Source organism: Bradyrhizobium sp. WSM2793 (assembly GCF_000379585.1).
Taxonomy (GTDB): domain Bacteria; phylum Pseudomonadota; class Alphaproteobacteria; order Rhizobiales; family Xanthobacteraceae; genus Bradyrhizobium.
Map to the genome: position 1 here is coordinate 26,859 of NZ_KB902824.1, position 24,161 is coordinate 51,019.

At 62.9% G+C, this 24,161-nt stretch carries 20 protein-coding genes and 1 tRNA gene; 11 read left to right on the forward strand and 10 right to left on the reverse strand.

Annotated elements, in window-relative coordinates; translation table 11 throughout:
• Positions 1-167: 167 nt before the first annotated feature.
• The 5 genes from dxs to A3AS_RS0137685 form a co-directional block, all read right to left on the reverse strand.
• A complete protein-coding gene (gene dxs, locus A3AS_RS0137660; RefSeq protein WP_026202775.1) occupies positions 168-2,096 on the reverse strand; it encodes a 1-deoxy-D-xylulose-5-phosphate synthase in 1,929 nt (642 codons plus the stop codon).
• A 606-nt stretch (positions 2,097-2,702) separates the two neighbouring features.
• Positions 2,703-2,954 carry an exodeoxyribonuclease VII small subunit gene (locus A3AS_RS0137670; RefSeq protein ID WP_008132970.1) on the reverse strand — a complete coding sequence of 84 codons (252 nt, stop codon included), beginning with the start codon at positions 2,952-2,954 and terminating at the stop codon, positions 2,703-2,705.
• A 74-nt stretch (positions 2,955-3,028) separates the two neighbouring features.
• Positions 3,029-3,958 carry a histone deacetylase family protein gene (locus A3AS_RS0137675; protein WP_026202776.1) on the reverse strand — a complete coding sequence of 310 codons (930 nt, stop codon included), beginning with the start codon at positions 3,956-3,958 and terminating at the stop codon, positions 3,029-3,031.
• A 133-nt stretch (positions 3,959-4,091) separates the two neighbouring features.
• Complete coding sequence (locus A3AS_RS0137680; RefSeq protein WP_018322598.1) at positions 4,092-5,753, reverse strand: bifunctional UDP-sugar hydrolase/5'-nucleotidase; 1,662 nt, start codon at positions 5,751-5,753, stop codon at positions 4,092-4,094.
• 185 nt (positions 5,754-5,938) lie between these two features.
• Complete coding sequence (locus A3AS_RS0137685) at positions 5,939-6,697, reverse strand: enoyl-CoA hydratase-related protein (protein ID WP_018322599.1); 759 nt, start codon at positions 6,695-6,697, stop codon at positions 5,939-5,941.
• A 205-nt stretch (positions 6,698-6,902) separates the two neighbouring features.
• Here A3AS_RS0137685 and A3AS_RS0137690 point away from each other — a divergent pair, with 205 nt between their 5' ends.
• Positions 6,903-8,141: an MFS transporter gene (locus A3AS_RS0137690; RefSeq protein ID WP_018322600.1), complete on the forward strand. Its 1,239-nt coding sequence runs from the start codon at positions 6,903-6,905 to the stop codon at positions 8,139-8,141.
• A gap of 90 nt (positions 8,142-8,231) precedes the next feature.
• Here the strand turns inward: A3AS_RS0137690 and A3AS_RS0137695 are convergent, their stop codons facing one another.
• On the reverse strand, positions 8,232-10,010 hold the full coding sequence (locus A3AS_RS0137695) for an acyl-CoA dehydrogenase (RefSeq protein ID WP_018322601.1): 1,779 nt from the start codon (positions 10,008-10,010) through the stop codon (positions 8,232-8,234).
• Positions 10,011-10,266: 256 nt separating this feature from the next.
• On the opposite strand from A3AS_RS0137695, the gene A3AS_RS0137700 reads away from it, so the two are divergent.
• Positions 10,267-10,341: transfer RNA gene (locus A3AS_RS0137700), tRNA-Gln, on the forward strand.
• Positions 10,342-10,701: 360 nt separating this feature from the next.
• On the opposite strand, the gene A3AS_RS0137705 is transcribed toward A3AS_RS0137700, so the two are convergent.
• Positions 10,702-11,217, reverse strand: coding sequence for a helix-turn-helix domain-containing protein (locus A3AS_RS0137705; RefSeq protein WP_018322602.1), 516 nt, complete (start codon positions 11,215-11,217; stop codon positions 10,702-10,704).
• 242 nt (positions 11,218-11,459) lie between these two features.
• Between A3AS_RS0137705 and A3AS_RS0137710 the strand changes: the two genes are divergently transcribed.
• Both A3AS_RS0137710 and A3AS_RS0137715 read left to right on the forward strand, forming a co-directional pair.
• Complete coding sequence (locus tag A3AS_RS0137710; RefSeq protein WP_018322603.1) at positions 11,460-12,092, forward strand: 2-hydroxychromene-2-carboxylate isomerase; 633 nt, start codon at positions 11,460-11,462, stop codon at positions 12,090-12,092.
• A 100-nt stretch (positions 12,093-12,192) separates the two neighbouring features.
• Positions 12,193-13,392: a CaiB/BaiF CoA-transferase family protein gene (locus A3AS_RS0137715; protein ID WP_018322604.1), complete on the forward strand. Its 1,200-nt coding sequence runs from the start codon at positions 12,193-12,195 to the stop codon at positions 13,390-13,392.
• Positions 13,393-13,417: 25 nt separating this feature from the next.
• On the opposite strand, the gene A3AS_RS0137720 is transcribed toward A3AS_RS0137715, so the two are convergent.
• Both A3AS_RS0137720 and A3AS_RS0137725 read right to left on the reverse strand, forming a co-directional pair.
• Entirely contained in the window at positions 13,418-14,095 is a 678-nt protein-coding gene (locus A3AS_RS0137720) for a glutathione S-transferase family protein (protein WP_026202777.1), read from the reverse strand.
• A 1-nt stretch (position 14,096) separates the two neighbouring features.
• Positions 14,097-14,840, reverse strand: a complete 744-nt coding sequence (locus tag A3AS_RS0137725; RefSeq protein WP_018322606.1) for an SDR family NAD(P)-dependent oxidoreductase — start codon at positions 14,838-14,840, stop codon at positions 14,097-14,099.
• A gap of 227 nt (positions 14,841-15,067) precedes the next feature.
• Here A3AS_RS0137725 and A3AS_RS0137730 point away from each other — a divergent pair, with 227 nt between their 5' ends.
• The 7 genes from A3AS_RS0137730 to A3AS_RS0137760 all read left to right on the forward strand — a co-directional run bounded on the left by A3AS_RS0137730 (position 15,068) and on the right by A3AS_RS0137760 (position 22,798).
• On the forward strand, positions 15,068-16,672 hold the full coding sequence (locus tag A3AS_RS0137730; protein ID WP_018322607.1) for a class I adenylate-forming enzyme family protein: 1,605 nt from the start codon (positions 15,068-15,070) through the stop codon (positions 16,670-16,672).
• Positions 16,673-16,689: 17 nt separating this feature from the next.
• The gene (locus A3AS_RS0137735) at positions 16,690-17,427 is read left to right on the forward strand and encodes an SDR family oxidoreductase (RefSeq protein ID WP_018322608.1); all 738 of its coding nucleotides are present in this window, start codon (positions 16,690-16,692) and stop codon (positions 17,425-17,427) included.
• 14 nt (positions 17,428-17,441) lie between these two features.
• Complete coding sequence (locus A3AS_RS0137740) at positions 17,442-18,623, forward strand: acyl-CoA dehydrogenase family protein (RefSeq protein WP_018322609.1); 1,182 nt, start codon at positions 17,442-17,444, stop codon at positions 18,621-18,623.
• 23 nt (positions 18,624-18,646) lie between these two features.
• Positions 18,647-19,777, forward strand: a complete 1,131-nt coding sequence (locus tag A3AS_RS0137745; protein WP_018322610.1) for an acyl-CoA dehydrogenase family protein — start codon at positions 18,647-18,649, stop codon at positions 19,775-19,777.
• Positions 19,778-19,791: 14 nt separating this feature from the next.
• Complete coding sequence (locus tag A3AS_RS0137750; protein ID WP_018322611.1) at positions 19,792-20,979, forward strand: acetyl-CoA C-acyltransferase; 1,188 nt, start codon at positions 19,792-19,794, stop codon at positions 20,977-20,979.
• A 24-nt stretch (positions 20,980-21,003) separates the two neighbouring features.
• The gene (locus tag A3AS_RS0137755) at positions 21,004-22,017 is read left to right on the forward strand and encodes a nitronate monooxygenase family protein (RefSeq protein WP_018322612.1); all 1,014 of its coding nucleotides are present in this window, start codon (positions 21,004-21,006) and stop codon (positions 22,015-22,017) included.
• Positions 22,018-22,144: 127 nt separating this feature from the next.
• Positions 22,145-22,798: a flavin reductase family protein gene (locus A3AS_RS0137760; protein ID WP_018322613.1), complete on the forward strand. Its 654-nt coding sequence runs from the start codon at positions 22,145-22,147 to the stop codon at positions 22,796-22,798.
• Between the two features lie 127 nt (positions 22,799-22,925).
• On the opposite strand, the gene A3AS_RS0137765 is transcribed toward A3AS_RS0137760, so the two are convergent.
• Positions 22,926-24,128, reverse strand: coding sequence for a multidrug effflux MFS transporter (locus A3AS_RS0137765; protein ID WP_245283385.1), 1,203 nt, complete (start codon positions 24,126-24,128; stop codon positions 22,926-22,928).
• Between the last annotated feature and the right edge of the window lie 33 nt (positions 24,129-24,161).

The window sequence follows — 24,161 nt, forward strand, 5'->3', positions numbered from 1 at the left end:
TTCAGGCGAGCCGCGAACCGCGGCGAAAACTGCGCTCCCTCTCCCGCTTGCGGGGGAGGGTTGGGGAGGGGGTGTCTCGGCAATCGAGAACCCCCCAAGAGGCGAAAACCCTCACCCGGATCGCTTCGCGATCCGACCTCTCCCGCAAGCGGGAGAGGTGTACCACCTCAGGCCAGCTTGACCGTCTCGGCCTTCACGTCCTTGCCGAGCGCCTCGAACACCTTGGCGACGATGCCCTTGGCGTCGAGACCGGCGCGGCCGTACATCGCGGCCGGCGTGTCGTGGTCCTGGAACACGTCGGGCAGCACCATCGAGCGGAACTTGACCATGCCGGTGTCGAGCACGCCCTGATCGGTCAGGTACTGCGCGACATGCGAGCCGAAGCCGCCGACCGAGCCTTCCTCGATCGTGATCAGGATCTCGTGGTCGCGGGCAAGCTTGAGCACCAGCTCGGTGTCCAGCGGCTTCATGAAGCGCGCGTCGGCGATCGTGGTCGACAGGCCGTGGGCTGCGAGCTCGTCGGCCGCCTTCTCGCATTCGGCGAGGCGCGTGCCGAAGGAGAGCAGGGCGATCTTGCTGCCCTGGCGAATCACGCGGCCCTTGCCGACCTCGAGCGGGATGCCGACCTCGGGCATCTCGATGCCGCGGCCTTCGCCGCGCGGATAGCGCAGCGAGCTCGGACGGTCGTCGATCGCGACCTGGGTCGCCACCATGTGCACGAGCTCGGCTTCGTCCGCCGCCGCCATGATCACCATGTTCGGCAGGCAGCCGAGATAGGCGTTGTCGAACGAGCCGGCATGCGTGGCGCCGTCGGCGCCGACGAGGCCGGCACGGTCGATGGCGAAGCGGACGGGCAGGTTCTGGATCGCGACGTCATGCACGATCTGGTCGTAGCCGCGCTGCAGGAAGGTCGAATAGATCGCGCAGAACGGCTTGTAGCCTTCGCTGGCAAGACCGGCGGCGAAGGTCACCGCGTGCTGCTCGGCGATACCGACGTCGAAGGTGCGATCGGGGAAGGCCTTGTTGAAGATGTCGACACCGGTGCCCGACGGCATCGCCGCGGTGATGGCGACGATCTTGTCGTCCTTCTGCGCTTCCTTGACGAGGCTCTGGCCGAACACGTTCTGGTAGGCCGGCGCATTCGGCTTGGCCTTGGCCTGGGTGCCGGTTGCGACGTCGAACTTGACGACGGCGTGGTACTTGTCGGCGGACGCTTCCGCCGGGCCGTAGCCCTTGCCCTTCTGCGTCACGACGTGGACCAGGATCGGGCCGGTCTCCATGTCGCGGACGTTCTTCAGGACGGGCAGCAGATGGTCGAGATTGTGGCCGTCGATCGGGCCGACATAGTAGAAGCCGAGCTCCTCGAACAGCGTGCCGCCGTCCATCATGAAGCCGCGGGAATATTCCTCGACGCGGTTGGCGCGGTTGGCGATGATCTTGGGCAGTCGCTTGTTGATCTGCTTGGCCGCATCGCGCAGCGTGCGATAGGTCTTGCCGGAGTAGAGCCGCGACAGATAGGCGCTCATGGCACCGACCGGCGGCGCGATCGACATGTCGTTGTCGTTGAGGATGACGATCAGGCGCGAGTTCATCGCACCCGCATTGTTCATGGCCTCATAGGCCATGCCGGCCGACATCGCGCCGTCACCGATCACGGCGATAACGTTGTTCTTGCCGCCGGAGAGGTCGCGCGCCACCGCCATGCCGAGGCCGGCGGAGATTGAGGTCGAGGAATGGGCCGCGCCGAACGGATCGTAATCGCTCTCGCTGCGCTTGGTGAAGCCGGACAGGCCGCCGCCGGTGCGCAGCGTGCGGATGCGGTCGCGCCGGCCGGTGAGGATCTTGTGCGGATAGGCCTGATGGCCGACGTCCCAGATCAGCCGGTCGCGCGGCGTGTCGAAGACGTAATGGATCGCAGTGGTGAGCTCGACCACGCCGAGGCCCGCGCCGAAGTGACCGCCGGTCACCGAGACGGCATCGATGGTCTCCTGCCGCAGCTCGTCGGCAACCTGGCGAACCTGCTCGATCTTGAGCTTGCGCAGGTCTTCCGGCGTCCGGATGGTGTCGAGAAGCGGCGTTTTACTGTATGCGTTCACGGCGATTTCCAATTTGTCAGCGCCGGAAGTTCATTCCGGTGCGCGATGGGTTTGCACAATATCGGCGCAGCGCGAGTCCTCAAACCGTCGGAGCCACCTGCATGGGGCAAGGCCCCGTCTTCAAGCTTAGGTAAGCTTAAGTGCGCTCCGGTTCAGTCTCTGTGATCCCTGTCACTTAGATCGGCTTCGTCCGTCCCAGCCAATTTCATTAGCAGTTTGAAGCGCTTGTCGTCGGAATTCTCTGCCCACGCAAGGCTTGCAAAAAGCCACACTCCGCGCAGCTTTACACCAAAGCTTGGGCCAAAGCCAACCCGCAGGACCGATTGGGGGTATGCAGATGCAACCGGCGGGCCAGAGTGGTTAACCGTGGCCCGGGACAATGGGTTCCAGCCTTGCCGGGTCCCCTGGCAGGCTTTTCCGCCTGAATGAGATCTTTTTTTGTCCCGAGGGACGGATTTCCGGACGGATGGCATCGATCCGGCTGCACGGAACCGTGCTGGTTGGCGGGATCGCGCCGTGCGTTCATGAAATCATGGCGGCCACGCTCCCGTGATGACGTTTCGGGGCCTGCCCTCGGAAAGGCTGAGCGGGAACTCTCGGCTTTCCCTACTGCACGTCCAGCGGCGCGGTGCCGGTGGCCTGGCCGCTGGCATCGGTGGTGATCTTGTCGACGCGCGCCTCGGCCTGACGCAGCAATTCCTCGCAGCGGCGCTTCAGCGCCTCGCCGCGCTCGTAGATCGTCACGGATTCCTCGAGCGGCACCTTGCCGTCCTCGAGCCGCTTCACGATCGTTTCGAGTTCCTCGATCGCGCGCTCGAAGGTGAGCCTGGAGACGTCGACTTGAGTATTTTCGGCCATATCCGTTTCCGATTGCCCGATTCGCTTTCCTTGCAGTGAAGGCGGGTTTTGCGGGCTTAATGTGGCGGGCGTCGTCAGGCGCCCATCAGGGCGCCGACATGCGCCGTAACAGATTCTTTCAGTCCCTGCAGGTCATAGCCGCCCTCGAGCACCGAAACAACGCGCCCTCCCGCGGACTTGTCGGCGAGATCCATCAGCTTGCGCGTCACCCAGGCATAATCCTCCGCGCGCAAATTCAGCGAGGCCAGCGGATCGCGATAATGCGCGTCGAAGCCGGCGGAGATGATGAGCAGCTCGGGGCTGAATTTCTCGAGCTGCGGCAGAATCAAATTCTCGAACGCGGAGCGGAATTCCGGCCCGCCGTCCTCGGAGGCGAGCGGCGCGTTGACGATGGTGTCGTGGTCGCCGCGCTCGCCCGTCGCGCCGGTGCCTGGAAACAGCGGCATCTGATGCGTCGAGCAGTACATCACGGTCGGGTCTGACCAGAAGATGTCCTGCGTGCCGTTGCCGTGGTGCACGTCGAAATCGACGATGGCCGCGCGCTTGATGCCGTATTTGCGCTGGGCGTGGCGCGCGGCGATGGCGACATTGTCGAAGAAGCAGAAGCCCATCGGCTTGCCGATCTCGGCGTGATGGCCGGGCGGACGCACCGCGACGAAGGCGTTACGATGCTCGCCCGCCATCACCGCTTCGGTCGCCGCCACCGCGCCTCCGACACCGCGCATGACCGCTTCCCACGTGCCAGGGGACATCGAGGTGTCGCCGTCGATATAGACCTGCCCGCTGCTCGGTGCGATGTGGCGCAGCTCGGTGACGTAGTGCTCATTGTGGCACAGCGTGACGAGATCGAGATCGCCCTCCGGCGCCTGGTCGCGCACCAGGAACTGGAAGCGCTCATGCGACAGCGCTTCCTCCACCGCACGCAGGCGATCCGGCCTTTCAGGATGTCCCGGCGGCGTGACATGGTCGAGGCAGGCCTTGTGGGAAAGGAGAAGCGTGCTCATCAGGTCGGCCTCATGGATCCGGGCTTTCGACGTCGCTTGGCGCATCCGGCGCCAAAACGCAATGCAAATCCCAATCTATGCGTTTGAACGGGAATGGCAAAGGGTCGTCCGGTTCTGGCCCGTTTGATCCGGATCAATTCACGCGCAGGATGCGACTCAGCGGCAGCGGGCCGATCGGACCGTGCGCCCGGAAGAACGCGAACAGCGCGTCCGCGTCGTAGCCGCCATATTGCGGCGCCGTGCCTTGTTTGGCGACGGTAAAACCATCGCCGCCGACTGCGAGGTAATCGTTGAGGGTGACGCGGTAGCCGCTGGCCTGCTCGATCGGCTTGCCGCCCAGTGTCATCCTGTCGGCGATCACGCGCTCGCCGAATGGCTTCGACGCATCCCAGGCATAGCTGAACCCGTTCGACACCTGGAGAATCCGCGGCCGCTTCGGGTCCAGCCATTGCTGCTCGAGCATGTCCTTGAGCTGACTGCCCGTCAGCGTCATCGTCACGAGGCGGTTGCGGAACGGTTGGCTGGCGAACACGTCGCCGAACGTGATCGCGCCGTTTTCCTTCGGGACGATGTCGGTGCGGATGCCGCCCGGATTGGTGAGCGCGATGACAGCGCTGCCATCCTTGGCGTCCCTGGTCGCGGCAAGCTGCGCGTCCGCGATGATGTCGCCGAGCGCGCTTTCACCGGCCTCGTTCGGCACGCGCGACAGCGTCTGCGTCACCGATCCGGCCGGCCGGTTGGCGATCGGCGCCGAGAGCCTGTCATAGGCCTCGATCAGCGCGGTCTGCTCGGCGTCCTTCGCCAGCGAGGCATTGGCGACGATGACGTTCTCGGCTTTGGCGCTGACGATGTCGCGGGTTACAGGATCGAGCTTGAGGTCGATCGCGGTGACCAGCGTGCCATATTTGTCGCCGCTGGTGACGAGCCGTCCGTCGATGTCGCAGACATAGGCGCGGTGGGTGTGGCCGCTGACGACGACGTCGACGGCGCGGTCGAATTTTTTGACGATGTCCACGATCGGCCCGGTAATGGCAGGGCATTCATTGTAGTCGCCGGCGGGCTCGCCGCCCTGGTGGATCAGCACCACGATCGCCTCGACGCCGCGCGCCTTCAGCTGGGCGACCTGCGCATTCACCGTCTCGGCTTCGTCGCGGAATTCGAGCCCGGCGATGCCAGCAGGCGAGACGATGCCCGCGGTCTCCTTCAAGGTCAGCCCGATGAAGGCGATCGGGACGCCGTCGAATTCCCGGATATCGTACGGCGGCAGCACGCTGTTGCCCGTCGCGGTCTCGATGGTGGACGCGGCGAGATAACGGAATTTGGCGCCCGTGAACGGATGCGGCCCCTGGCAGCCGTCGACCGGATGACAGCCGCCGTTCTGCATCCTGAGCAGCTCGGTCTTACCCTCGTCGAACTCGTGATTGCCGACCGAACTGATCGCAAGCCCCATCAGCGAAAGCGCCTCCACAGAAGGCTCGTCGTGAAACATCGCCGACAGGAACGGGCTCGCGCCGATCAGGTCGCCGGCGGCGACGAAGATCGTGTTCTTGTGTCCCTCGCGCAGCTGTTTCACCAGCGTCGCCATGTATTCGGCGCCGCCGGCCGCCACCATTACCTTCCTGGCTCCGTCCTCGGGATCATTGATGCGGATGCCGCCCGGCGGCGGACGCAGATTGCCGTGAAAATCGTTGATCGCGAGCACGCGCAGCTCGACCGGCGCGGCGGTCTGGGCCGAGGCGGGGAGGGCGGAGGCGACAGCGAGGGCGGCAAGGATGGATCGTAAGGCATTTCGCATGGGACCAAGATTAGTCGGTCCACGCGAAGATTTCACGAAGCATTATCGTAACCGTGCTGGACTTCTCCCCAACCTCAGTATCGTAGGGTGGGCAAAGCGAAGCGTGCCCACGTCTTAAGGCGTGGGCACGGCGCAAGTGCGCCTTTGCCCACCCTACGATACTGGACTCGCGGAGAGAGAGCCCGCTACTTCTTCTTCCGGTTCGCAAACGCATTGAACGACGCCACCGCTTCCTCCGACTTGAGCCGCTCGCCGAACAGATGGCCTTCCTGGTCGATGCGGCGGGTGAGCTCTTCGGCCGGCGCGCGCAGCAATTTGCGGGAGGTTGCGACCGCCTCGGCCGGCAGCCGGCAGATGTCGCGCGCCACCTTGCGCGCCTCGACCTCGGTATGTCCGGGCGACACCACGGTGTTGACGAAGCCTGCCGCGTGCGCCTCCGCGGCGGAAAAAGTCCGCCCCATCACCAGCATGGCAAAGGCGCGCTGATATCCCATCGTGTTCGGCATCAAGAGGCTGGCGGCGCCGACCGGCACCAGCCCGAGATGGATGTAGGGCGCGGAGAAGGTCGCAGCGTTCGAGGCCAGCACGTAGTCGCAGTGAAACAGCATCACGGTGCCCATGCCGATCGAGGCGCCGTCGACGGCGGCGATGATCGGCTTGACGTTGAGGGCGAGCGAATAGAGAAACTTCGCGCCTTCCGACAACGTCTCGGGGCGCGCGGTGTCGGCGTGCATGAAATCGTCGATATCGTCGCCGGCGGTGAACACGCCTGAGCCGCCGGTGATGATCATGCAGCGGATGTCGGGGTTGTTCTGCGCGGTATCGATCGCGTGGCTCATCTCCCGATACATATCCTGGGTGATGGCATTCTTCTTGCCCGGACGGCGCAGGGTGATGACACGCGTTCCGCGCTCTTCGGTGACGACGATATTGCCATTCGGCATGAGAGCCCCCTGCGCTCGCCGCGATGCTCGCCGCTTCGCGAGTCTCGCCGAGCATCAGCCTACATGATCCGGCAGGCGTGCCAATGCGCTGAGTCAACCTTTTCGGAGCCAACGCATCGCAACAATTGGCTACAATGTTTCATTTGAAAAACCAGTGGTTGTGGTGCACGATCCCGCGGTTCCATGTGATCCGATTGCCCGATTGATGATTGCCGCAACCCGCATCGACGAATCCTCGCTGCACTACCGCGGCTGGCGCGTCGTGCTGGCCTGCTTCCTGATGGCCTTCTTCATGTTCGGCTTCGGCCTGTATGGCCAGGGCGTCTATCTCGCCGAGCTGCAGCGCGCCCATGGCTGGCCGGGCACGCTGGTCTCCGCCGCCAGCACGTTCTCCTTTCTCCTGACCTCCGTCCTCGTCATCTTCACCGATGATCTGCTCGCGCGCATCGGCTTGCGGTCGCTGATCCTGTGCGGCCTGGCGGCGCTCGGCGCCTCGACGGTGCTGCTGGCGCTGATGCAGACGCCCTGGCAGCTCTATCTCGCCTATGCGCTGATGTCGGTCGGTTGGACCGGCATGGGCACCGTGGTGATCGCGACCGTGCTGAACTCCTGGTTCGAACGCCGGCGCGGGCTGGCGCTCAGCCTCGCATTCAACGGCGCGACCTGCGGCGGCATCATCCTCGTTCCGCTGCTGCTGTCGCTGACCGGCAGCATCGGCTTTCGCTCCGCCATGCTGGCGGCCACGCTCGCGATGATGGTGCTGGTGCTGCCGGTGGTCGTGACCTTCATCGGCTGGCCTGCCGGGACCTCGCCGGCTTCGGGCGGACGCCCTTCAGGTGAGAGCACGGCCGCGCCAAGCCATTCCCGCAAGACGCTGCTCGCCAACGCGGCGTTCTGGACCATGGTCTTGCCGATCGCGATCGCGCTGCTGGCGCAGATGGGATTCATCATCCACCAGGTGACGTTTCTCGAGCCCCTGATCGGCCGCTCGGCCGCAGGCGGCGCGGTCACCATCATGGCGGCGATGGCGGTGGTCGGCCGCCTGTCGCTCGGCCTGTTCGTCGACCGGCTCGATCCCCGGCTCGCCTGCGCGGCGTCGATGACGAGCCAGGCGGCGGCGCTGTTCGTTCTCGTGCAGAGCACGAGCCCGACGGTGCTGCTGGTGTGCTGCGCCGTCTACGGCTTCTCGATCGGCAACATGATCACGTTCCCGCCCTTGATCATCCAGCGCGAGATCGGCGCCGCCGCCTTCGCCGCCGCAATGGGATTAGGCACCTCGATCAGCGGCGTCGTCAGCGCCTTCGGACCGGGCATCGTCGGCCTCGTGCGGAGCTTGACGGGCAATTACACCGCGGCTTTCGCGATGTGCGTCGTGCTGGATCTCGTGGCGGCGGGCGTCGTGTTGTGGCGGCCGGGGAGAAGCGCGAAGGCCGTGGCCTCGTAGCCCGGATGGAGCGAAGCGTAATCCGGGATTCGTGCCATGAGCGACGACGGCCCCGGATTGCGCTGCGCTCCATCCGGGCTACAAGGTCCGTTACCCCAGCAACACTGCATCCGCCGCCGCGACCGATTCCGCGCTCTCGGTCACGGTGCGCTCGAGCGCGCCGGCCTGCACACTGATGTTCTCGGCGAAGAAGCGTGCGAGCGAGACGTAGCGTGGCGCATCGGTGAGGCCGTCGGCCTTGGCGGCGAGTGCTTCGGAGGCGAGCAGGCAGCCGCCGAGCGTCGAGCCGAACTGCTGCAGATAGGGTGTCGCACCGGCAAGCGCCTCGTTCGGCGCGGACGTCACGCGCTCCAGCAGCCATTTGCTGGTGCGGGTCAAGGCCTCCAGCGCTTCGCGCAGCTTGACGCCCGTGGTGCCAAAAGCCGGATCGTTCGACGCTTCGACTTTCTTGACCGTCGCTGCGAGCTCGTCGAGCAGCGCCCAGACAGCAGCGCCGCCATTGGCCGCGAGCTTGCGCGTGACGAGGTCGATCGCCTGGATGCCGTTGGTGCCCTCGTAGATCGCGGTGATGCGGGCATCGCGATAATGCTGGGCCGCACCGGTCTCCTCGATGAAGCCCATGCCGCCATGCACCTGCACGCCGAGATAGGCCACCTCGTTGCCGATGTCGGTGGAATAGCCCTTGGCCATCGGCGTCAGCAGCGCCGCGCGCGCGGCGGCATCGGCGCGCACCTTGGGATCCCTGGCGCGCGTCGAGACGTCGATCGCGACCGCGGTCGCATAGCAGATGGTGCGCGCGGCAGCGGTCTGCGCCCGCATCCGCATCAGCATGCGCTTGACGTCGGGATGCACGAAGATCGCGTCCGAGCCGTCGCTCTTGCTGCCGACGGCGCGGCCCTGCTTGCGCTCCTGGGCATACGACAAAGCCTGCTGGTAGGCGCGATCGGCGACGCCGACGCCCTCGAGGCCGACGCCGAGGCGGGCCTGGTTCATCATCGTGAACATGCAGCGCATGCCCTGGTTCTCTTCGCCGACGAGGAAGCCGATGGCGCCGCCATGATCGCCCATCGTCATGGTGCAGGTCGGGGAGGCATGCATGCCGAGCTTGTGCTCGACGCCGCTCGCATAGATGTCGTTGCGCTGCCCGAGCGAGCCGTCTGCATTGACCATGAACTTGGGCACGAGGAACAGCGAGATGCCCTTGGTGCCGGCGGGCGCATCGGGCAGACGCGCCAGCACGAAATGCACGATGTTGTCGGTCATGTCGTGCTCGCCATAGGTGATGAAGATCTTCGTCCCCTTGATGCGATAGGTGCCGTCGGCCTGCTTCTCGGCGCGGGTTCGCAGCGCGCCGACGTCGGAGCCGGCCTGCGGCTCGGTCAACTGCATCGTGCCGGTCCATTCGCCGGAGACGAGCTTCTCGAGATAGATCTTCTTCAGCTCACTGCTGCCATGCGCGTCCAGCGCCTCCATCGCCGACGCCGTCAGCAGCGGGCAGAGGCCGAAGGCGAGGTTCGAGGCGCTCCAGATCTCGGTGCAGGCGGCGTTGATCGCGATCGGCAGGCCCTGGCCGCCGAAATCTTCGGGGCCTGACACCGCGTTCCAGCCGCCCTCGGTCCAGCGCTTGTAGGCGTCCGGCCAGCCCGGCGCGGTCGTCACCTTGCCGTCGCTGAGCTTGATGCCGTGCTCGTCGCCGACCTTGTTGAGCGGGGCCAGGACGTCGGTTGCGAACTTGCCGGCTTCCTCCAGCACGGCCGCGGCGATGTCGGCGTCGAAATCGCCGTAATGACCGGCCTCCACGGCAGCCTTGAGGCCGGCGCCGTGATTGAGCGACAGCAGCATGTCAGAAATCGGCGCGCGGTAGGTCATGGCTCACTCCCGTGGACAGGTCTTGGCGCCCTATTCCCATGAAATGGGGGAGGTCTCAATGGGGCGGGAGGGGCCGGACGGTGGCGGTCAGAACGGGGCCGTCGCGGGCCCATAAAGAGAGTGTAGCGGGGCCGATCCCGGGGCTGTGGTATTTTGCCCCTCCAGGCGGTTGAAATGCTGCGCCGCTCCCTATAGACCGGCTGCGACCAAGGGAATCTGCGGTAGCCAGTTCTTCCGCCGGCCCCAGGTCGCCTGTTGGGGCGTAGCCAAGCGGTAAGGCAGCGGATTTTGATTCCGCCATTCGGAGGTTCGATCCCTCCCGCCCCAGCCAGCATACAAGCTGTTGAGTTCGTTGGGTAAGCAGCTCCATTCCTGCCAAATTTTTTTGGCGCGTTTGGAAATTGAGCTTCTAATGCTCGGTCCAGAATCGAACTAAGCAACGTCCTGCATCACATGGATAATATTGGGGTCTCTCCGTCGCTTTGATCGCAATATAAACCGCAGAGGCTACTCGGGGAGGCCTCTTACGCGCTGTCGTAGAACAGAGGGTTATGGCGAGCAAATCGGATAGTCAGTCGAACCGATGCGCTTCTGCACCAGGGGGCGTCAAGCTGTAGTTCACCCAGCCGATGGCGCAGAGTTAGCCGCTGTGGCGCTGCGGCCGTTGCGGGAGAAACGCGGCTAGTCGCCGCTACGCCGCTTTCCTGCGGGGCTTCGGCTTTGCTTTTTTGTCAAGCAAGACCCCCTCTGGAGCCGGGCGCGCGCCTGGACCAGGGTGGACATGAACTTCCTTGGCTGAAAGCGGCTCGCCGCATTCCGAACACACCATCACCGGATCGAACGTCTTTCCGCACTTGCGGTGCTCATGCAGCAGGGGACGTCCGCGTTCGTCGACCATGTGGGTGTCGCCCCAATGTACGAGCGCCATCATGATCGGATAGAGGTCGAGGCCCTTTTGCGTCAGGATATACTCGTGGCGTTTAGGCGACTCCTGATAGGGAATGCGGCGCAGGACGCCCTGCCGGACCAGCTTCTTCAACCGCTCGGCGAGCAAATGCCGTGTGATTCCAAGCGCTGACTGAAAACCCTCGAAGCGGCGCGTGCGCAGAAAGCATTCGCGGAGAATCAGAAGAGTCCAGCGGTCACCAATCACACCGATGGTGCGAGCCATCGAACACGGCTCTTCCTCAAGTTCATCCCATTTCATTCTGCTCTCCGGTCGGCCGGCGGCTGTTCCGCCCGAATCAGGGGAAGCGGCAGGCGCCGCTCACACCATTCTAGATAGGTACTAAAGTGGATACAATACCCCCGCCGGTCGTCCGAAACGCCGTGATTTCAGAGCGGATTTGACAGTTCAATTTTAGAACTATAGAAATGAGTGACAGCCTGCGTTCGGCCTAGAAGATCACCCAAATCTGACCACCATTGCGCTCTGCGGGAGGAGCTGACATGTCGCTCAAAGTTGAATTCCTGTTCGATTTCGGCAGTCCGAATGCTTACCTCGCGGAACTGGCCCTTCCGGGAATCGAACGGCGCACCGGCGTGAAATTCGAATATGTCCCGATCCTGCTCGGCGGCATCTTCAAGGCGACCGGCAACATGTCCCCGTTCGATTCCCTTCGTGGCATCAAGAACAAGCCGGAATACCAGGCTCTGGAGACCCAGCGCTTCATTCGCCGCCATAACGTGACGAAGTTTCGTCCCAATCCGTTCTTTCCGGTCAATACGCTGATGTTGATGCGCGGTGCCGTCGCGGCGCAGTTCGAAGGCGTGTTCGAGCCGTATTTCCGCGCGGCCTATCACCACATGTGGGAGGAGCCGAAGAAGATGGATGACCTTGAAACTTTCCGAAAGGCATTCATCTCCTCAGGCGTCGATATCGACCGGCTGATTGCGCGTGCACAGCAGGATGACGTCAAGAAGCGGCTGATTGATCGGACCACCGACGCGGTCAACCGCGGCGCATTCGGCTCGCCGACTTTCTTCGTTGGAAATGAGATGTTCTTCGGCAAGGACCAGCTTCGCGATGTGGAGGAGTCGATCGTCGAGCAGATCGGCCAGCCCGTTTCGAAGACGGCCTAAGGCCAGAGCCTGGAGCCTTGCAGAGCCGGGCAGACGTCCGCGCACCTGCATGACGAAACCTCAGTCGACCTTATAACAAAGTCAATTCAGGGAGAATGTGATGCCCGGTCCCCTCAACGGCGTTCGCGTCCTCGATTTGACAGGCGTAGTGTCGGGTCCTTTCGCGACCATGTTCCTGGCGGATCAGGGCGCGGACGTCCTGAAAATCGAGCCGATCGGCGGCGACATTACCCGGCGCAGCCGTGCCACGATTGATAAGGATGGCGAGTTCTCCGCGCTATTCATTTCTTCAAATCGTGGCAAGCGCTCGCTGTCGATTGACGTCAAAAGCGCAGCCGGCCGTGAGGTTCTCGCCAAACTGGTCGCGCAAACCGATGTCCTGGTGCAGAATTTCCGGCCGGGCACTATGGAGCGTCTCGGTCTCGGCGTGGAAGAGTTGCGCCAGCGACATCCGCGCCTGATCTATGTCTCGATCAGCGGTGTTGGTGACACCGGACCCTATGTGAAGAAGCGTGTTTACGATCCGATCATTCAGGGCCTCTCGGGCTTTGCCGATATCCAGTCGCAGCCGGTCACGAACCGTCCGCAGATGATCCGAACCATCGTATGTGACAAGACTACCGCGGTGTTCACCGCCCAGGCGGTAGCGGCAGCACTCTATGCCCGCGAGAAGACAGGGCAAGGTGATCACATTCAGGTCGCTATGTTGGATGCGATGATCTCGTATTTGTGGCCGGAAGGTATGATGCAATACACGGTGGTGGGCGCCGAGGCCACTGCTGCCGATCCTAACGATCGGCCTGATCTCGTGTTCAAGACCAGCGACGGCTACATCACCGCCGGTACGATTTCCGATTCCGAATGGCAGGGTTTTTGCCGCGCCACCGGCGACCCCGAGCTTGCCAAGGATCCCCGGTTTGCGACGCCATCGGCGCGCTCGGTCAACGCCACGGCACGCATCAACAAAATGGCCGAATATATCAGCCAGCACACCACCGCAGAATGGCTGGAGCGTCTGGATGCCGCCGACGTCCCCTGTTCGCCGATCCTGCGGCGGGGCGAGATCATCGACAATGAACAGGTGGTCGCGCGCGATATCATTGCCGAGTTCGATCAACCGAAAGTGGGGCGGGTGCGGCAACCTAAGCCAGCAGCGCGTTTTGCGATCAACGAGGCCGCGATCGGTGGGCCCGCTCCCAGGGTGGGCGAACACTCCCGCGACGTGTTGCACGAGCTGGGCTACGACGACGACGCCATCGACAAGATGGTCGCCGAGCGCAGCGTGCGCGTCGCGGTCTAACCGCGAAGCCCGTTGGCGACGTATTTTAAACCTTCGCCGGCGCCGGCGTGATCGGTGCCATCGGAACATTCGCCGCAACGGCTCGCTGAAAGGCTTCCCGTTTCCTGATGCGTTCGAGATAGGGTTGAGCGTTGTCGCAAATGCCGACGCCATAGGCGATGGCCCACTCCAGGCAGGTCGTGAGCAGGATGTCTGCGCTCGTAAACTGGTCGCCCATCAGGAATTGCCGGCCATCTGCGAGCGCGACTTCGACATGGCGCAACTGCTGGCGGAAATACTCGCCGGCCTGGGCAACGACCTCGGGTGCAATGCCGTAGATCGGTCCGAGCGCGTCGGCCCGATGGCGGCGCATCACGTAAAGGCTGGTGGAATCCAGCTCCGCGACGATAAAGAAGCACCATTCCAGCCACGCGGCATACTCGCGCGGGGCTTCCGGAATCAGCGATCGTTCCGGCGTGGAATACATGCGCGACAGGTAGGCAACGATCGCTGCGCTCTCGCCGATACAGAAGTCGCCATCCTGAAGCAGCGGGATCTTCTGGCGCGGATTGAGCTTCGAGTATTCTGCGGTCTTGGTTTCGCCGGTTCGCGGGCCAATGGGCTTTGTTTTATAGGCTAAGCCCAGTTCGTGCATGGCCCAATGCGGACGAATGGTGCGACTCGTTCCAACGCCCCACAGGGTCAGGTTTGGTGTCGCATCCATATTACCATTTCTCCACGGACGGACGGAGATCGAGCTCGTGGGTCCAGCCATCTTTGCTTTGCTGGTGGGTGAACCAATAGGCTTCGGCAATGGAAGACGTCTTGGTCAGGCTATCCGGCGGAATATCGCTTGCTTCGATTCCCTTCGCTGCCTTCATGCGTTGGTGAATCGCCTCGCTATCAACGCCAGCGTCGATCAGGAGATGCACGACGTGAATGTTCTTCGGTCCAAGCTCGCGCGCCATGGCCTGGGCCACTGCTCGAAGTCCGAACTTCGCCGATGAAAATGCTGCAAACCCCGAGCCACCACGCACGCTTGCCGTCGCACCCGTAAAGAAGATGGTGCCGCGTCCGCGCGACAGCATCACGCGGGCAGCCTCACGTCCAACCAGGAAGCCACCATAGCAGGCGAGTTCCCAAGCTTTGAAGAACAACTTCTCCGTCGTGTCGAGCAGAGGCTTGTTGACGTTCGAGCCGGCATTGTAGAGGCAAACCTCGACAGGCCCGTGCTCTTTCTCGACCCGCGCGAAAATGCCTTGGACTTCTACTTCCTGGCGCGCATCTACGCTGAATGCGTGAACGTCATGCCCCGCGGCCCTCAACTCGGCCACTAGTCCCTGCGATTTGGAGCCATCGCGCCTGCAGATGCAAACCGTATAGCCGCCTCGGGCAAAACGCCGGGCGACCGCCGCGCCAATGGCATCGCCTGCGCCAACAAGTATCGCTACACCGCGGCTCGCCGCCATCCTCGATCCTCCCTTTAAGTTCTTATTTGATACTGTAGACTAGCTGTCGGATGATGCGTTGTAAACGGCGGTTTTATGAGCCGCGCAAAACCATGCTCAGAGATGGATTGTCCGTTTGACTCCGGTCCGACGACGATTTATTGATTGACGAGTTCTAAAACAGAACGATAAACCGAAGCCAAGTGTGCCGCATTGCAAAGTTGGCATGGTCGGTCGGGAGGTCAGTCGTGCTGGAGCTTTCAGAGACGATCAGTGGCGACGAGATTGCTGTCGGCTTGCCGAGCCGAATCCATGAAGTAACGGCAGGACCGGTTGCCAGAGCGCCCGACCGGATTGCGCTGGTCGAGGACGGGGCTTCCTGGAGCTATCGAGAACTGGAGCGGCGCGTTGACGAGATCGCCACCGTGCTCCCGTCGCTGGGGATCAGGGCCGGCGATCGGATGATCATTGTCAGCGAGAACTGTATTGCGCTTGCTGCTTTGCTGCTGGCGACAAGCCGGCTCGACGCCTGGGCGATTGTCGCCAACCCGCGCTTGTCGGCGCGCGAACTGGACCAGATCCGCGATCACAGCGGCGCCCGGCGGATGTTTTTCACGTCCGGTATTTCGAAGGAGGCCGCTGCTCACGCCTCACGCTACGGCGCCGAGAATCGGCGAATTGGCCCGCTAGCGGAAATTGGGGTTGGCCCGATCAACGAAAGTGCGACAGTCCAGCCCGTGGAGACCGATCCAGCAAGGCAAGTCGCGGTTTTGATCTACACGTCAGGGACGACGGGGACTCCCAAGGGCGTGATGCTCTCGCATGACAATCTTCTGATCAGCGCAAAGACCACCGCGTATTTCCGCAGGATGAACGAGGACGACAAAATCTATCTTGTGTTGCCGATCTCGCATATCGTCGGCATCTCGCTCCTGATCATGACGCTGATGGTTGGCGGCACGGTGCGGATGGTCAGCAAATACGATCCTGCCGCGACCGCAAAGGCCATCGCGGAGGAGGGCGTCACCATCCTCAATGGCGTGCCTGCCACCTATCAGCGCCTGCTGGAGTACAAGAGCGTATCAGGCGTGGAACAACTGTCCCGAGGCTCGTTGCGCTTGATTGCCGTCGCCGGCGCGCCGCTGGATTTGAACCTGAAGTTGCGTGTGGAAAAAGAGTTCGGGCTTCCGTTGCTCAACGGCTACGGGATCACCGAATGCTCGCCGGGAATATCAGGCGTACGTTTCGATAGGCCACGCTCGGATCAGGCTGTTGGAACGCTGCTGCCTGGTGTGGAAGCGCGGGTGCGAACCATCGAAGGATTTCCGACTGTATCCGGTGAAGTCGGCGAGCTGCATGTTCGCGGGCGCAACGTGATGCTGGGGTACTATCGTGCCCCCGAGCTCACCGCGAAGGTGATTGACAGCGAGGGCTGGTTCAATACCGGCGATCTCGCACGTTTCGACGGCGATTGTCTGTACATCGTCGGCCGCACCAAGGAAATGATCATTCGTTCCGGTTTCAACGTCTATCCCGCGGAGGTCGAAGCAGTCCTCAGTTCACACAAGGACGTCGTGCAATCCGCTGTGGTCGGTCGTGCCGCGGACGGCAATGAGGAGATCGTGGCCTTTGTGCAGTTGCTGCCAGGATCCCGCGCGACACCAGAGACTCTGATGCATTTTGTCCGCTCTCAGCTTACTTCTTACAAGCGGCCGTCCGAAATTGTCATCCTCGATGCCTTGCCGGCGACATCGACCGGCAAGATACTCAAGCACAAGCTCGCGGAGAGCTTGCGCGAAGGTGGCGCAGCCCCTGCGGTGCAGACGCCCGAATTCCGCAGGCAACATATCTAACTTACCGGGAGGACATCTTGCAAAAGAGAAACGCAACCGTGGCCGTCATCGGCGCCGGAGACTTCATCGGCGGCGAGATCGCCAAAAAATTCGCCGCAGAAGGCTTCACGGTCTTCGCCGGCCGTCGTAACGGCGAAAAATTGGCTCCGCTCGTCAGGGATATCGAGGCCGCCGGCGGAGAGATTCACGCACGCTCGCTCGACGCTCGCAAGGAAGACGAAATCATCTCCTTCCTCAACGATGCGGACAAGCACGCGCCGCTGGAAGTCTGCATCTTCAACATCGGGGCGAACGTCAATTTCCCAATTCTGGAAACCACAGAACGCGTTTTCCGCAAGGTCTGGGAAATGGCCTGCTATTCCGGCTTTCTGGCCGGTCGCGAGGCGGCCCGCCTCATGCTTCCGCGCGGGGGTGGCAACATCTTCTTTACCGGGGCGACCGCCTCGCTCCGAGGCGGCAGCGGGTATGCTGCTTTCGCAAGCGCCAAGTTTGGCCTTCGTGCGGTCGCGCAAGCCATGGCCCGCGAGCTTGGCCCGAAAAATATTCACGTCGCGCATCTCATCATCGATTCCGGCGTGGACACCGAGTGGGTTCGGCAACGCCGGCTGGAGGCTCTCGGGCCCACCGCGCTGGATGATCCGGACGCCTTGATGCCTCCGTCCTCCGTCGCAACTTCGTATTGGCAGCTCTACCAGCAGCCGAGAAGCGCATGGACGTTCGAGCTGGAGATCCGTCCCTTCGGCGAGAAGTGGTAGCGGAGCCTGCTGCGATGGAGCTCAAGCTTTCCCGCGAGGACGCCGCGTTTCGTGACGAGGTGCGCAGTTTCATTGCGGAGAACTATCCGCCGGAAATGCGCGTTCCAAATCCGGAGACCGACCTGACCAAGGAGCAATCGCTGCTGTGGCACCGGATCCTCCACAAGAAGGGTTGGATCGCCCCGCTCTGGCCCAAGGAGTACGGCGGCCCGGGCTGGTCCGTCACGCAGCGCTTCATCTTCGAGCAGGAGACCTCGCGCGCCGGCACGCTGCCGCCGCTCGCCTTCAGCGTCACCATGGTCGGGCCGGTGATCTACACGTTCGGCAACGCGGCGCAGAAGAAAAAATTTCTGCCGCGGATCCTGTCCGGCGAGGATTGGTGGTGCCAGGGCTATTCGGAGCCTGGCTCCGGCTCGGACCTCGCAACCGTCAGAACCAAGGCCGTGCGCGACGGCGACCACTACATCGTCAACGGTCACAAGACCTGGACCACGCTGGCGCAGCATGCCGACTGGATCTTCTGCCTCGTGCGCACCGATCCGAGCGCGAAGCCGCAATCAGGCATCTCCTTCCTGCTGATCGACATGAAGTCGCCCGGTGTCACCGTGCGGCCGATCATCACGATCGATGGCAGCCACGAGGTCAACGACGTCTTCCTCGAGAACGTCCGCGTGCCCGCCGAGAACCTGATCGGCGAGGAGAACAAGGGCTGGACCTACGCCAAATTCTTGCTCGGCAACGAGCGCACCAGCATGGCCGGCATCGGCCGGTCCACCCGCTACATCAACAAGCTGAAACAGATCGTGAAGGCCGAAATACCGGCCGAGGATCCCGCGCATCTCGAATTTCTGCGGGGCATTGCCCGCATCGAGCTTGACGTGCTGGCGCTGGAGGCGACGGAGCTGCGCGTCGTCGCCCAGATGGCGCGCGGCATAGATCCTGGCCCGGCCGCCTCGCTTTTCAAGGTCCGCGGCACCGAAATCTTCCAGGCCATCACCGAACTCACCCACCGCGCCATCGGCAACTACGGCCTTGCCATCCGCGAGCATCCGGTCAGCGCCAACCGCTTCATGCCCGGCCCCGACTACGGCCATACCGCGTCGGAAAAATATCTGAACGCGCGCAAGCTCAGCATCTACGGCGGATCCAACGAGATCCAACGCAACATCATCGCCAAAGCCGTGCTCGGGCTCTAGCCACGGCGGATCGGGAGGATCGGATGGATATTCAGTTCACGGAAGAGCAGGAATTGCTGCGATCCAGCGTCCAGCGCCTGTTGCGCGACCAGTACGATTTCGAGGCGCGGCGCAAGATCGTGGCAAGCGAGGAGGGCTTCAGCCGAAAGCAATGGGACGCTTTCGCCGCGCTCGGCCTTCTCGCTGCACCGTTCTCCGAGGGCGCTGGCGGTCTCGGCGGCGGTCCGCTGTCGACCATGATCGTGATGCATGAGTTCGGCCGTCACCTCGTGGTCGAGCCGTTCGTCGAGACGGTGGTGCTGGCCGGCGGATTGATCGAGCACGTGGGCACGCCCGAGCAGCAGCAAAGCTTCATCCCTGAAATCATCGACGGCTCGAAAATCTGGACGCTGGCCTGGACGGAGAAGGCATCGCGCTTCGATCTTGCCAATGTCACGACGAGGGCGCGGCGCGAGGGGAGCGACCACATCCTGACCGGCGCGAAGACCATGGTGATCGCCGCACCTTGGGCCGACTATCTAATCGTCTCGGCGCGGACCTCCGGCGACGATCGTGACCGCGGCGGCGTCAGCCTCTTCGTGGTCGATCGCCGCGCCGCCGGCGTCGATCTCCAGAGCTTCAAGACCATCGATGGCCGTTGGGCTGCCGAGCTCGGCCTGCGCGAGGTCCGCGGGCAATTGCTGGGCGCAGAAGGCGAGGGTGTTGCCGCGCTGGAAGCCTGCCGTGACCGTGCCATCGGCGCGCTCTGCGCGGAAGCAGTCGGCGCCATCGGCGAGCTGAACTCGGCGACGCTGGAGTATTCGAAGACGCGCAAGCAGTTCGGCACCACCATCGGTTCCTTCCAGGTGCTGCAACACCGAATGGTCGACATGTTCATCGCACATCAGGAGGCGCTTTCCCTGATGCAGCATCTGAGCCTCAGCCTCAGCGCTGGCGATGCCGGCCTGTCGCGGCTCGCCTCGGGTGCCAAATCGAAGATCGGCTATGCCGGCAAGTTCGTCGCCGATCAGGCGGTGCAGCTTCACGGCGGCATGGGAATGACCGACGAGCTCAACGTCGGGCACTATTTCAAGCGTATCTCCTCCATCAACATCCAGTTCGGCGATCCCGCGTTCCATGTGCTGCGTTACGCGCAGCTGGACGCGGCCGCGTAAGCAGCGAGGCAGGCATGACCACTGAAGCAGTCATCGTTTCCACCGCCCGAACGGCCGTCGGCAAAGCGTATCGCGGCGCACTCAACAACACGGACGGCCCCACCATGGCTGGGCACGTGATGGCCGAAGCCGTGAAGCGCGCCGGCATCGCGCCCGGAGAAGTAGAAGACGTGGTCATGGGCTGCGCGATGCAGCAAGGCACCATGGTGATGAACGTGGCCCGCAAGGGCGCGATCCGCGCCGGCCTGCCCATCACGGTAGCCGGCACCACAATCGACCGGCAATGCGCGTCCGGTCTCCAGGCCATCGCGGTCGCCGCGCGCTCGGTGATGCTCGACGGGGTCGAGGTCGCGATCGGCGGAGGCATCGAGTCGATCAGCCTCGTGCAGAACGAGCACATGAACAAGTTTCACGCCGTCGACGACGAGCTGATGGCGATGAAGCCCGAAATGTACATGTCGATGCTCGATACCGCCGAGGTCGTTGCCGAGCGCTACAAGATCGGCCGCGACAAGCAGGACGAATACAGCCTCGAGTGCCAGCGCCGTGTCGGCGCCGCCTTGCAGGCTGGCCGCTTCAATGACGAGATCGTGCCGTTCACGACCAGGATGGCGCTGTTCAACAAGGACACCAAGGAGGTCACCTACGAGCAGGTGACGCTCACAAAGGACGAAGGCCCGCGTCCGGAAACCACCGCCGAAGGCCTCGCCAAGATCAAGCCGGTGTTCGAGGGCAAGACAATCAGCGCGGGAAATGCCAGCCAGCTTTCGGACGGCGCTTCGGCCTGCGTGATCATGAGCGACAAGATTGCAGCCAGGAAGGGTCTCAAGCCGCTCGGCATCTTCCGTGGCTTCGTCGCTGCCGGCGTCGAGCCGGACGAGATGGGCGTCGGACCAGTCGCCGCGATCCCGCGCCTGCTCAAGCGCCATAACCTCAAGATCGACGACATCGACCTCTGGGAGCTCAACGAAGCTTACGCGGTGCAGGTGATCTATTGCCGCGACAAGCTCGGCATCGATCCGGACAAGCTCAATGTCAATGGCGGTTCGATCGCGATCGGTCATCCCTACGGCATGACCGGCTCGCGCCTCACCGGCCATCTCCTGATCGAGGGCCGGCGGCGCAAGGCAAAATACGGCGTCGTGACCATGTGCATCGGCGGCGGCATGGGCGCGGCCGGCCTGTTTGAAATCATCCACTGAGCGGCAAACGCGGGGAGATCATTCGTGAAGACAGCGATCACTGAACTGTTCGGCATCGAACATCCGATCATCCAGGGCGGCATGCATTATGTCGGGTTCGCCGAGCTGGCAGCCGCGGTGTCCAACGCTGGCGGCCTCGGCATCATCACCGGCCTGACCCAAAGGACGCCCGAACTTCTGGCCAAGGAGATCGCGCGTTGCCGGGACATGACGGACAAGCCGTTCGGCGTGAACCTGACGTTCCTGCCGACCTTCAGTGCGCCACCTTATCCGGAATACATTGCGGCGATCAGGGAAGGCGGCATCAAGGTCGTTGAAACCGCCGGTCGCAGCCCCGAGCAGTACATGCCGGCCCTAAAGGCGGGTGGCATCAAGGTGATCCACAAATGCACGTCCGTTCGGCACTCACTGAAAGCCGAGCAGATCGGTTGCGACGCTGTCAGCGTCGACGGCTTCGAATGCGGCGGGCATCCCGGCGAGGACGATATGCCCAACATGATTCTGTTGCCGCGTGCAGCTGAGGAACTGAAGATACCGTTCGTTGCCTCCGGCGGCATGGCCGACGCGCGCAGTCTGGTTGCGGCCTTGGCGATGGGCGCCGCCGGGATGAACATGGGCACGCGCTTTATCGCCACCAAGGAAGCGCCGGTGCACGAGAACGTCAAGAAGGCCCTTGTCAAGGCAAACGAGCTTGACACGCGCCTGGTCATGCGGGCGCTGCGAAATACCGAGCGGGTTCTGAACAACAAGGGCGTCGAGAACTTGCTCGAGATTGAGCGGGAGAGGGGCAAGAGCCTCAAGATCGAGGACATCCACGATCAGGTTGCGGGCGTTTATCCCAAGGTGATGATCGACGGCGATATGGATGCGGGCGCCTGGAGCTGCGGCATGGTCGTGGGACTCATTCACGACATCCCGACTGTGAAGGAACTGATCGATCGCATCATGGCGGATGCGGAAAGAATCATCCGGCAGCGCCTGACTGGTTTCCTCGACGGCGCCGGGCAGCGGCCGGCTGCGGTTCGGGCGATGGCTTAGCCGGGGAGGACATACCGCTTCCGGACGTTCTGACGGAGGCTATGCGCGCGCATGGTCATGCGTGCGTCGATCTTTGTTGAAGCTCAACGGGCCAGATCGACGGCCTTCGGCAGCTTCGGGGGCATTTATGGACCAGGCCGACTTCCACTACTACGAGCCTTCGAAAGGCCACGGGCTCCGGCATAATCCGTTCAATGCGATAATCGCGCCGCGTCCGATTGGGTGGATCTCATCGCGCAATGCAGCCGGTCGATTGAACTTGGCCCCCTACAGTTTTTTCAACGCGTTCCTCTACGATCCTCCGATCATTGGATTTTCCTCGATTTCCTGGAAAGACACCGTCAAGAACGTCAGCGAGACGCGCGAATTCGTCTGGAATCTGGTCACCATGGATCTCGGCGAGCGCATGAACGTGACAGCGACGCCGCTCGATCACGGCGTGAGCGAGTTCGAAGCAGCCGGTTTGACGCCGATACCTGGACGCCACGTTGCTGTGCCGCGGGTGGGCGAGAGCAGGGCCGCCATGGAATGCAAGGTCGTCGAGGTCTCTCAGCTGGCCAACGCACGCGGAGAAAAGGTCGAAGGATGGTTCGTGCTTGGTGAGGTCGTCGCGGTCTACATCGACAAAACGTTGATCGAGGACGGCGTCTACAACACGGCACTTGCGCGTCCCATTCTGCGCGCCGGCCGGGGTGGAGATTATCTCGAGGTCAGGACCGAGAACATGTTCGAGATGAAGCGCCCAGCGGGCAGCAGTAAGCCGGAATTCCACGGGACATGATTGCGCTGGAAACAGGCTCAATTGTCGGGCCGGCCATGCCTTGCCGCGTTTTGCCCGACAGGCCTAAGCCCGACTTCGCAAAGCCGATGAGTGACTGAACGGAAACGCGTCCGGAGTCATACGCCCATCAAGACCCCGGGCCCCGCGCGTACAGGCCAAGAGCCAGCAGGGAGAACGCGCTCATCACGACGCCAAGCGCAAACATTGCTTCATGTGACACTGTGGCAGCAAGCCATACGCCGATTGCCGCGATCATCATCTGCAAGAAACCCAGCAGCGCCGAGGCCGCGCCGGCTTTCTCGCCGAATGGAGACAACGCGCGCGCCGTGGCCAACGGACCGACAATGCCCATGCCGAGGAGATATACGCTCATCGCGCCTAGAAAGGGCAAGAAAGTCGGGTTGATCAGCGAGATGAGCAGGATCGCAAGGCTGCTGGCGGCCGTAGCGCACAAACCTGCCCGGATCGGACCATCGAGCCCGTAGCGTGGTGCCAATCTTGTGGCAAGCATACCCGCGGCGAATACGATGAAGACGGTGCCCGCAAAGAAGAGCCCGAGCTGGATCGGCGTGAAGTGCAACGCTTCGATGAATAGGCGCGGCGCAGCGGAAAACATCGAGAACAAGCCGCCCATAGTGAGGCTCGAGGCGGCCGCGGGGGCAGCGAAGCGACGCTCTCCAATCAGACCGGCATAGGTCCTGCCGACGATAACTGGATTGAACGGCGTGCGGATCGAATTGTGGGTTTCGCCAAGAACGATGGCGTAGGCAACGGCGCTGACGGCGGCAAAGGCCGCGACCAGCGCGAATTCGGCGCGCCAGCCCAGGCTGTGGTCGAGGGCGCCGCCAAGCAGCGGCGAGAACCCGGGAGCTGCGGACATCACGATCATGATGAGCGCCATCGCGCGTGCCAGTGCCGCGCCACTGAACATGTCGCGGGCGATGGCGCGAGACAGCACTGACGTCGCGCAAGCACCTGTTGCCTGCACGACGCGGCCGACCAGGAGATTGGGCAGGTCAGTTGCCAGGCCGCACCAAACGCTGCCAGCGAAGAATACGGCGAACCCGATCAGGACCGGCCAACGTCTTCCGTAGCGATCCGAAAGCGGTCCAACCAGGAGTTGGCCAACCCCGAACACCGCAAGAAAGACGGTGATGGCGGACGTGACCGCTACACTCGTGACATTCAATGAGATCGCAATTTGAGGCAGCGACGGCAGCAAGATGTTGGTCGCGAGCGTTCCCATCGCGGCCAGCACGGAAAGGATCGCGATCGGCAGGACGCTGGAGCTAGGAATGTCCCGCGACGCGGTGTTCGTCATATCAGCCATGGATATTCCTCGTCGCGGGGATGGGCAGATCAA